9 protein-coding genes and 1 pseudogene are annotated in these 9,546 nt (G+C 64.1%); 3 read left to right on the forward strand and 7 right to left on the reverse strand.

The window, feature by feature from the left end; genetic code table 11:
• Together AAG799_RS20690 and AAG799_RS20695 are read left to right on the forward strand one after the other, a co-directional pair.
• Positions 1-312, forward strand: a pseudogene (locus tag AAG799_RS20690) (carbon monoxide dehydrogenase); the annotation flags it as partial.
• Positions 313-388: 76 nt separating this feature from the next.
• Positions 389-1,441: an Ldh family oxidoreductase gene (locus AAG799_RS20695; protein WP_341898845.1), complete on the forward strand. Its 1,053-nt coding sequence runs from the start codon at positions 389-391 to the stop codon at positions 1,439-1,441.
• A gap of 1 nt (position 1,442) precedes the next feature.
• Here the strand turns inward: AAG799_RS20695 and AAG799_RS20700 are convergent, their stop codons facing one another.
• The 7 genes from AAG799_RS20700 to AAG799_RS20730 form a co-directional block, all read right to left on the reverse strand.
• Complete coding sequence (locus AAG799_RS20700; protein WP_341898847.1) at positions 1,443-1,790, reverse strand: nitrile hydratase accessory protein; 348 nt, start codon at positions 1,788-1,790, stop codon at positions 1,443-1,445.
• A complete protein-coding gene (nthB, locus tag AAG799_RS20705) occupies positions 1,787-2,449 on the reverse strand; it encodes a nitrile hydratase subunit beta (protein ID WP_341898849.1) in 663 nt (220 codons plus the stop codon). Before nthB ends, AAG799_RS20700 begins: the two co-directional genes overlap by 4 nt.
• A complete protein-coding gene (gene nthA / locus AAG799_RS20710; protein ID WP_341898851.1) occupies positions 2,446-3,084 on the reverse strand; it encodes a nitrile hydratase subunit alpha in 639 nt (212 codons plus the stop codon). The genes nthB and nthA overlap by 4 nt, the downstream gene beginning before the upstream one ends.
• Before the next feature lie 11 nt (positions 3,085-3,095).
• Complete coding sequence (locus AAG799_RS20715; RefSeq protein WP_341898852.1) at positions 3,096-4,454, reverse strand: ATP-binding protein; 1,359 nt, start codon at positions 4,452-4,454, stop codon at positions 3,096-3,098.
• A complete protein-coding gene (locus AAG799_RS20720) occupies positions 4,447-5,127 on the reverse strand; it encodes a response regulator transcription factor (RefSeq protein ID WP_341898854.1) in 681 nt (226 codons plus the stop codon). The genes AAG799_RS20715 and AAG799_RS20720 overlap by 8 nt, the downstream gene beginning before the upstream one ends.
• Before the next feature lie 56 nt (positions 5,128-5,183).
• Positions 5,184-6,659 (reverse strand): DegQ family serine endoprotease, encoded by a 1,476-nt coding sequence (locus AAG799_RS20725; RefSeq protein ID WP_341898855.1) that lies wholly within the window; start codon positions 6,657-6,659, stop codon positions 5,184-5,186.
• A 94-nt stretch (positions 6,660-6,753) separates the two neighbouring features.
• Entirely contained in the window at positions 6,754-8,124 is a 1,371-nt protein-coding gene (locus AAG799_RS20730; protein ID WP_341898856.1) for a multicopper oxidase family protein, read from the reverse strand.
• A 250-nt stretch (positions 8,125-8,374) separates the two neighbouring features.
• On the opposite strand from AAG799_RS20730, the gene AAG799_RS20735 reads away from it, so the two are divergent.
• Positions 8,375-9,546, forward strand: a 1,172-nt coding sequence (locus AAG799_RS20735) for a class I SAM-dependent methyltransferase (RefSeq protein WP_341898857.1), incomplete at its 3' end; no start/stop codon positions are given.

Raw genomic sequence — 9,546 nt, forward strand, 5'->3', positions numbered from 1 at the left:
ATCGAATTCCCGCAGCCCAAGCGCGCCGGTTATGAGAAGTTCCGCAATCCGGCCTCGCGCTATGCCATGGTCGGCGTCTTCGTGGCCGAAACCGCAAACGGTGTGCGCGTTGCCGTGACCGGCGCCGGACCCTGCGTGTTCCGTCATACAGAGATGGAAGCGGCTCTGGCCAAGTCTTTCAGCCCGGATGCGCTGAAGGGCATCAAGACTGATCCGTCGAAGATGAACAGCGACATCCATGGCAGCGGCGAATACCGCGCCCATCTGGTCGGTGTCGTCGCCCAGCGGGCCGTGCAGAACGCGCTCGGCTGATTCAGACCGTTACCCAACCCGACGGCGCGCCGCTTTCATCTGGCGCGCCGTTTGTTTTTCCAGCACCGGATTCATCATGACGGACCGTTACGCCGCCACTGCTCTCATCTCGTTTGCCATCGATCTGTTGCGCAAGGCCGGCCTGGACAAGGAAAAGTCCCGCGCCACGGCCGCCATTCTGGTCGAAGGCGATCTGATGGGGCACAGCACCCACGGCCTGCAGTTGCTGGGCCCATATCTGGGTGAACTGGAAGCCGGCCGCATGGCCAAGGTCGGCGAGCCCACCATCATCGCGGAACGGCCCGCCGTTCTGACCTGGGACGGTCATTATCTGCCGGGCCCCTGGCTGGTGCTGAAAGCCATCGAGGCGGCAACGGTACGCGCCAAGATCTATGGCACCGGCACCGTGGTGATCAATCATTCCCATCACATCGCCTGTCTGGCCGCCTATCCGCTGCGCGTCATCGAGCGCGGCATGGCGCTCCTGATCGCCAGCTCGGATCCTGCCAGCGGCTCGGTGGCCCCCTTCGGTGCCATTGCCGGCCGCTATACGCCCAATCCGCTTGCCGGCGGCTGGCCCACCAAGGGCGCACCGGTGATCTTCGATATCAGCGCATCCACCACCACCAACGGCATGGTGGCGCGGCTCAACCGCACGGGCGGCAAACTGGGCGGCCCCTGGCTGGTCGACAACCAGGGCAATGCCACCGACGACCCGGCCAGCTTCCTCGCCAATCCGCCCGGCGCCGTGCTGCCGCTTGGCGGCATGGACCTCGGCCATAAGGGCTTCGCGATGGGCCTGCTCGTCGAGATGCTGACGTCTAGTCTTGCCGGCTCGGGCCGCGCCATCGGCTCCAAACAATGGGGCGCCCGCGTTTTTCTGCAGGTGATCGATCCGGCCGCCTTCGGCGGCACAGAGGCCTTCACCAAAGAAACCGAATGGCTGGCCCAGGCCTGCCGCACCGCGCCGGTAAAGCCGGGCAACCCACCGGTCCGCATGCCCGGCGAACGCGGTCTCAAGCTGCGGGCGCAGCAGCAGGCCGATGGCGTGACGCTGCATCCGGAAATCATGCCGAGCCTGCAGCCCTGGGCTGACAAGCTCGGCGTGGCGTTGCCGCCGACCGTTTAAGTCAAAGCGTGATCGGCTGGCCGTGCGGCGTGGCGCGCGCGGCACGATCCCAGGCCGCGGCCTTGTCCTGCAGGGCCGCCGGCGTCGCGGCACCCTTCTCCACCGTCAGGCGCTCCAGCGCCTTCAGCCAGTGCTGGTAATAGGTCGCGCCGGTATCGGGATCGCCCGCGGCCTGTGCAGCCTTGATCTCCGACGTCAGTGCCGCCGCCCATTCCGGCCAGGTGAACAGGCCCTTCTGGTGCAGGGCCACAGCCATGGCAAAAGCCTGCGCTTCCCAGGGCGCGCGAAACACCGGCGCCGCAGTATCGTCGCAGGGCAGATCGGGCAGGATGTCGCGCAATGTCGTCACGCCGGTTCCAGATAGCTGTCCCAGGCATCAACCGAAACCGAGAGCGTCGGGTCGGCATCCGGTCCCCACAGCTCACGACCCGCGAAGCGCACGGTATAGAGCCATTGCGGCTGCTCACCCTGCCCCTGGGCATTGCTGTCGGGGAAAACATGCGCGCCATGCAGCAGCTCGATGGTGCCGATATGGCCCCGCACGTAACGCGGCAGGCGGGTATGCCCGGTGGGGTGGATATTCTTCGCCCGCACGCGATCGCCCGCCTTGAATCGCGCCGGCTGGTCGCTGGGGCGTTCGGTCGGCCCGCCTTTCGCCAGCACGACCGGAACCGCCTCGCGCGTCAGGATGCGCGGCAGCGGCTTGGGCGGCGCCAGCATATGGCCAGCCTCGATCTCTGCGGCCGAGAGCATGCCGCGCTCGATCATCAGCTTCTCGATGCCGGCCAGCCAGATCTCGTAATAGGTCTTGGCGAAGTATTGCGGCGGTGGCAGGCTTTCGCGCGCCGAACGCGACATGTCGATATTCCACTGGCCGGTGGCACCGACGGCCAGTGTCATCGCCAACACGCGCTTTTCCCAGGCCGCATGGAATTTCGGTTCATGCTCGCCTTCATGGCGCACCGGACCGAAGCCCTGCATGCCGCCCATATCCGCGCCGCCATTCATGCCGGCACCCTGGCGAGGCCGGTGCCGATCATGCTGTCACGCGTCACCAGTCCGGCGAGTTGTTCCTCGCTCCAGCCATCCGTCCCGGCCGGCCGTTCAGGCAGCACGAGATAGCGCACTTCGGCGGTGGAATCCCAAACCTTGATCTGCTTGCCCTCGGGTAGCGCAACGCCGAAATCGGCCAGCACGCCACGCGGGTCCATCACCGCGCGCGAGCGATACGGCGCCGACTTGTACCAGACCGGCGGCAGACCGAGCACCGGCCAGGGGTAGCAGGAGCACAGGGTGCAGACGACCATGTTGTGGATCGCCGGCGTGTTGGCGACCGCCACCATATGCTCGCCCTGCCGGCCGATATAGCCCAGCGACTGGATCGCAGCGGTGGCATCCTTCATCAGCCAGTCGCGATAGGCCGGATCGCTCCAGGCCTTGGCGACAACATGGGCGCCATTATGCGGGCCAACCTTGGTTTCGTAGGTCTCGATCAGCAGGTCGAGGGCAGCAGGGTCGACATAGCCCTTCTCGACCAGCACGCTTTCCAGCGCGCGGACCCGCAGCTCGACATCGCTGAGCACGGTGCCGTGGTCGTGGTGATGATCGTGATCGTGATGATGGTGGTCGTGGTCATGTGCCATGGCCAACTCTATCAAGCCGGCCCCGGCAGTGCCAAGACCGCCCTTAGCCCCGGATTGTTACCATCCAATTGCAGGGTACCGCCATGCAGGCGTGCCACGGCTTCCACCAGGCTCAGGCCCAGCCCCACCCCCTCGGCATGCCGGCTGGTATCGCCGCGATAGAAGCGCTCGGTCACCCTGCCCCGTTCGGCATCCGGAATACCCGGGCCGCTATCGGCCACCGCCAGCATAAGATGCCCATCGGATTGCCCGGCACTCAGCCGGATGCTGCCCCCGGCCGGGGTATATTTCACCGCATTGTCGAGCAGGTTGCCGACCGCCTGGGCCAGCAGGTAGCGGTCGCCATCAACACCAAGCCCGGCTTCCGCCTCACAGGTCAGCGTGATGCCCTTGGCTTCGGCCGCCGGGCCGTAGAGTTCCGCAGCATCTTCAACCAGCGCCGAAAGATCGATCCGGGCGAAGCCGGCGCGGCGCAGGCCGGAATCCAGCTCGGCCAGCCGCAGCAGCGCATTGAACACACCGATCAGACGGTCGATATCGGCAATCGCGGCGGCGATGCCATCCAGGGATGCTTCCGTGCCCGCCGGCTGCCGCAGCAGCGTTTCCAACCGGGCGCGCGTTTCGGCCAGCGGCGTGCGCAGGTCATGGGCAATGGCATTCGAGACATTGCGGACACCCTCGATCAGATGCTGCATCTGGTCGAGCATGCGATTGATGGTGGCGACCAGCTGGTCGAATTCATCATCGGTATCGCGCAGCGGCACCCGTCGCGCCAGATCGCCCTGCACAATGGCCGTCGCCGTGCGGTTGATGCCCTCGATGCGATGCTCGACAGCACGGCGGATCAGCCAGGCGCCGAAGAACGCGAGAGCCAACGCTGCCGCCCCGGCCCAGGCCAGGCCGCGCAGGAACAGGTTGCGGATCTCGACACGGTCCTGCACATCCCGGCCGACCAGCAGCTGGAAATTGCCGGGTAACACTACATGCAGCAGGCGGCTGACATGCAGCCGGTCGCGGTGCACCAGTTCAATCTCGTACCAGCCGGCACCGGCGCCGACTTTCAATGGCCAGGCATCGACATTCCCACCCAACGGCCGCAGGCGGGGATCGGTCAGCAGGTAGATGGCACGGCCATCGGAATCGGCAGCAATCCGCTCGCTCATGGTCTGTACCGCACCGGCCAGGCCAAAATCGCGCAATCGATCCCCGATGGCCCGTGTATCGGCGGTAATCACCGCATCGGTCTCGCGATCGAGATAGCCTGCCGTATTCCACCACAGCAGACCGCCCAGCAGCAGCGTCGCGATCATAAACAGCCCGGCAAACACCAGGGCCAGCCGCATAGCGGTTGAGCGCAGGACTTTAGGCATTGTCGCTCAGGCGGTAGCCGGCGCCACGCACCGTGTGCAGCAGCGGGCGCTCGAAACCCGCATCGATCTTCTGGCGCAGGTTGCTGATATGCACGTCGATCACATTGGTCTGCGGATCGAAATGATAGTCCCACACATTCTCCAGCAGCATGGTGCGAGTCACCACCTGGCCGGCATGGCGCATCAGATATTCCAGCAGCTTGTATTCACGCGGTTTCAGCACGATTGGCTTGCCGGCCCGGGTGGTCTTGCGGCTGAGGATATCGAGGCTGAGATCGCCAACCTTCAGCATGGTCTCGTTGCCCGCCGTCTGGCCGCGTCGGGCCAGCGCCATCAGGCGCGCCTCCAGCTCGCCAAAGGCGAAGGGCTTGGTCAGGTAATCGTCGCCGCCGGCTTTCAGGCCGCGGATGCGCTCATCCACATCGGCCAGTGCACTCAGGATCAGGATCGGCGTGGTGTTGCCGGTCCGGCGCAAGGCCTCGATGATACCCAGCCCGTCGATCCCGCCCGGCAGCATGCGGTCGAGAATGATGGCGTCGTAGCTTTCGGTGGTGGCGAGAAACAGGCCGTCACGGCCGTTATCGGCATGATCGACCGCATGGCCGGATTCAGTCAGCCCCTTGCGGACGAACTGGGAAACCTGCGGATTGTCTTCAACGAGCAGGATTTTCATGGACCGACAGATTGAGCGGCGGCCGGGATGACGGGGGGCACCCCGGCCGACCGGCCTTAAGCGAGTTGCAGGGCCAGATAATAGGTGGTGCCGTTGCGCATGACCAGCAGGGTCACGGCTTCCTTCTTCTCGCGCTGGGCGGTCTTGATGGCATCGACCGCCTGTGTCGGGCTGGTGATGGTCTTGCCGGCAACACCGACGATCACATCGCCCGGCCGCACGCCGCTGTCTTCGGCCTTGCTGTCGGAGGCGACCTCGGCCACCACCACACCCTTGACGCCATTCTCCAGCCCCAGCCGGTTGCGCAACTCCGGCGTCAGGGGCGCCAGGCTTAAGCCCACCTTGCCTTCCTCACCCGCCGCATCATTCAGCGCGGCGGTCTGGTCGGTCGGCTGGACGCCGATGGTGACGCTAAGAGTCTTCTCCTTGCCATCGCGCCAGACACCGAGTTTGGCGCTGTCCCCGGCTTTCAGCATGGCAATCTGGGTCGCGAGATCACGCGGATCGCGGACCGTTTGGCCGTTCACCATGGTGACCACATCGCCCTGCTGCAGACCGGCCTTGGCCGCCGGTGCATCCGGCACCACCTCGGCCACCAGCACGCCATCGGCACTCTTGCGGCCGACGGCCTTGGCCAGGCTCTCGGTCATCGGCTGCATGCTGACACCCAGCCAGCCGCGCTCGACCTTGCCGCCTTTCTGCAGCTGGGCAACGATCGTGTTGGCCAGATTGGAGGGCACGCCGAAGCCAATGCCGACACTGCCGCCGCTTGGCGAGTAGATCGCTGTCGAAATACCGATCACGCGACCGGTTGCATCGAAGATCGGGCCGCCCGAGTTGCCCGGATTGATCGGGGCATCAATCTGCAGGAAATTGTCATACGGACCGTTGTTGAGATCGCGGCCGCGGGCTGAGAGAATGCCGGCGGAAACGCTGCCGCCCAGGCCGAAGGGATTGCCGACGGCAATCACCCAGTCGCCGATACGGGCCTTGTCGGAATCGCCAAAGGCCACGTAAGGCAGCGGCGTCTTGCTTTCGATCTTCAGCAAAGCCACATCGGTCTTCGGGTCGCGGCCCTTCACCACAGCGGTATGCTCGCTGCCATCATCCAGCGTCACCACGATCTTGGTGGCATCTTCCACCACATGGTTGTTGGTAACGATGTAGCCGCTGGGATCGATGATGAAGCCAGAGCCGAGTGCATGCTGCGGGCCACGGCGACGCTGGCCCTGCTCCATGAACTGGCGCAGGAAATCTTCCAGAGAGCCGGGCTGCACCTGCTGCGGACCACGCTGGCGCGCTTCGGCCTTCTCGGTGGTGGAAATATTGACCACAGCCGGCTTCACCTTTTCGACCAGATCGGCGAAGGACGGCCGGATGGCGGGTGCCACGCTCTGCTCGGCCGGCATGGCCAGCGGAGCGCTATCGGCCGCAAAGGCGCGGGCGGCCAGATAGCCGCCACCACCGGACAGGATGGTGCTGGCCAGCAGCACTGCGGCAACAGAACGCTTGAGGCGGGAGATGGTTTTCATTGATCTGCTCCTTGAGGCAGGGGGAAACTCACACCTGCAACATAGGAAGCGCCGGCTTCGCCGGACCTGAACGCCGGATTAAATCTTCTTAATCTTAGGCAACCCGCAGATAGCTCATCATGCCGGTTTCCTGGTGTTCGATGATGTGGCAGTGGAACATCCAGTCGCCCGGTTGGCCGGCGACAAAGCCGATGCGGATGCGCTCCTTGGGCCGGACCAGAACGGTATCGGCCCAGTGCGGCGGCAGGTCGCGTTCCGACGAGGAAAGCACCCGGAAGGTGTGGCCATGCAGATGCATCGGATGTTGATGCGGCGTGCCGTTGAACAGCTCGGCCACGTAGCTCCTGCCGGATTTGAGCTCGAACAGCGGCGGCGGCTTGCGGTCATGGGCCGCGCCCGGCCAGGTCTGCCGGTTGATCGACCAGAACACTTTCTGGGTCAGGCAGAGTTCATCGACACTGACGCCATTCTGCTTGGCCCAGGATTCCAGCGCCGGATCCAGACTGCCGGCCAGCAGCTGGATATCCAGCGTGGTTGCCGCCTTGAGGTCGGGCATCGGTAACTCTGCCGCCGGCAATCGCAGCACCGCCTTGGTGGAGCGCAGACCATCCCCCGCTGTCACCAACTTGGCCAGCGGACGTGGGCGCGTGCTGAACACATCCTCCAGCACGATCTCTGCGCCGCTCTTCGTCGGCGCGATGAAAGCCACATCGGCACGCATGGCCGGACCAAGGCGCCAGCCGTTCAGCGCAAAGGGATCACAGGCATTGCCGTCGGTGGCGATCACCACCGGGTTGGCGGCGCCGCGCAGATTGAGCATCGGGATGCGTGTCGAATCGACATTGAGAATGCGCAACCGCACCCGCGCGCCGGGCGGCACCGTGAGTGTCGGCATCACCTCGCCGTTCACGGTGCGCAAATCGCCGAAGGTGCCGGCCCGCGCAGCGCCGGCGTCAGTCAGGAAATCGCCAAAGCTGCCATCAGGACGGCTGCGCCAGTCCTTCAGCACCAGCACATGCTCAAGATCAAACAGGCCCTGGTCGCGCGGGTCTTCCACGATCAGCACCCCGGCCAGGCCGCGCCCGAGCGCCTCGACCGTGTTGCAATGGGGGTGGAAGAAGAAGGTACCCGGATCCGGTGGGCTGAACTGATAAGTAAAGCTGTCGCCCGGCTTCACCGGGTCGTGGGGCATATAGGGCACACCATCCATGCCGTAGGGCACGCGCACGCCATGCCAGTGAATGGTGCTGTGCTCACGCAGCTCATTGTGGAATACGGCCGTGAAAGGCTCATTCCGCTTGGCACGGAATATCAGTGGGTATTTTTCATTGTACAGCCACAAGGTCGACGGCCCGGCATTGCCGGGCAGCGTCCGGGGCACCGCGCGCGCGGTGATGCTGTGCGACTCGGGCGCCGCCAGAACCATTCGCGGGGCCAGCGCGGCAGCGAGGCCGGACAGAAGCATCGTGCGCCGGGTAGGTTTCAAACTGGCCTCATCCGAATGCCGGGATAGAATCCCTGTAATAGTCGGTGCAGGTACGCCCATGGTCAACCATGCCCCCTGCGTTGTCGTGACGCAGCAGGGAAAGTCCTTGCTATTAATGCAGTCATTCCCGCACGATAGGGAATGGGTGAGGGAGGCTGGTGTGGACTGGACTGAAGGTTACGTAGACGTCGGATATACGCACGATTTTTACCGTGAGTTGAACCCGGCCATGCACCGCTTCGCGCTGTTGTCGCGCAACATACAAACCGGCGTCGATCCGGAGCGCTTCAGCTACTGCGAGCTTGGATGCGGCCACGGCTTCAGCACCCTTCTGTTGGCTGCCGCCCATCCCGATGCCGAATTCCATGCCAATGATTTCCTGCCCAGCCATATCGCCTATGCGCGCAAGCTGGCCGTGGATACCGGGGTGGCCAACGCCTCGTTCTATGATGATTCCTTCGAGGAGTTCGGTCGCCGCGACCTGCCCGACTTCGATGTCATCGTCCTGCATGGCGTATACAGCTGGGTCTCGGCGGAGAACCGCAAGCATATCGTCGATTTCATCGCGCGCCGCCTGAAAGTTGGGGGCGTTGTCTATATCAGCTACAATTGTCACCCGGGCTGGGCCGCCATGAGCCCGCTGCGCGATCTGATGATCATGTTTGCCGGCAACCCGGACGAACCGATCCTCAACCGCATCGATCACGCGCTCGACAAGGTGCAGGGCCTGTTCGACGCCAACAGCCTCTACACCCGCGTTTACCCCATGCTCAAGGACCGCTTTGACAGTGTCCGCAAGCAGACGCGCTCCTATGTCGCCCATGAATATTTCAATCGCGACTGGACGATTTTCTACCATACCGATGTGGCGCGCGATTTCCGGGATGCCAAGCTCAATTTCGCCGCCAGCGTCCAGATGCTCGACCACCTGGATCACTTCAACCTGAATCCAGAACAGCAGAAGCTGCTGAATGAAACGCCGAATGCCGATCATCGCGAGGTGCTGCGTGACTTCCTGGCCAACCGCCAGTTCCGCCGCGACCTGTATATAAAAGGCGGACTCTCGCTCGCCCAGTTTGAACGCAACGACCTGATTGCCAATACCCGCTTTGCGCTGACCGTGCTGCCGGCGGAGATTCCACGCAATCTGCTGACTGCCCTGGGCAGCTTCGGTCTCAACCCTGCGGCCTTCGACCCGGTCATCGCCGCCTTTGAACACGGCCCGCGCACGATCCGGCAATTGCAAGCCGAGGATGGCACTAAGACACTTGGCTTCCCGCTGCTGCTCGACACCGTGATGACACTGGTGGGCAACAATCATCTGCAGCCCTGCCTGGATGCGGCCGGCGACGCCCGCCGCACCAGCTACACCAAGACCTTCAATACGGCGATCATGCAGCA

This window comes from Ferrovibrio terrae (genome assembly GCF_943371255.1).
In the GTDB taxonomy this organism is placed as follows: domain Bacteria; phylum Pseudomonadota; class Alphaproteobacteria; order Ferrovibrionales; family Ferrovibrionaceae; genus Ferrovibrio; species Ferrovibrio terrae_B.

Excerpts from the sequence above, each read along its gene's own strand:
- AAG799_RS20720 (WP_341898854.1), bottom strand. The coding sequence starts at position 5,127 with ATGAAAATCCTGCTCGTTGAAGACAATCCGCAGGTTTCCCAGTTCGTC.
- AAG799_RS20695 (WP_341898845.1), top strand. The coding sequence starts at position 389 with ATGACGGACCGTTACGCCGCCACTGCTCTCATCTCGTTTGCCATCGAT.
- nthA (WP_341898851.1), bottom strand. The coding sequence starts at position 3,084 with ATGGCACATGACCACGACCACCATCATCACGATCACGATCATCACCAC.
- nthB (WP_341898849.1), bottom strand. The coding sequence starts at position 2,449 with ATGAATGGCGGCGCGGATATGGGCGGCATGCAGGGCTTCGGTCCGGTG.
- AAG799_RS20715 (WP_341898852.1), bottom strand. The coding sequence starts at position 4,454 with ATGCCTAAAGTCCTGCGCTCAACCGCTATGCGGCTGGCCCTGGTGTTT.
- AAG799_RS20730 (WP_341898856.1), bottom strand. The coding sequence starts at position 8,124 with ATGCTTCTGTCCGGCCTCGCTGCCGCGCTGGCCCCGCGAATGGTTCTG.
- AAG799_RS20725 (WP_341898855.1), bottom strand. The coding sequence starts at position 6,659 with ATGAAAACCATCTCCCGCCTCAAGCGTTCTGTTGCCGCAGTGCTGCTG.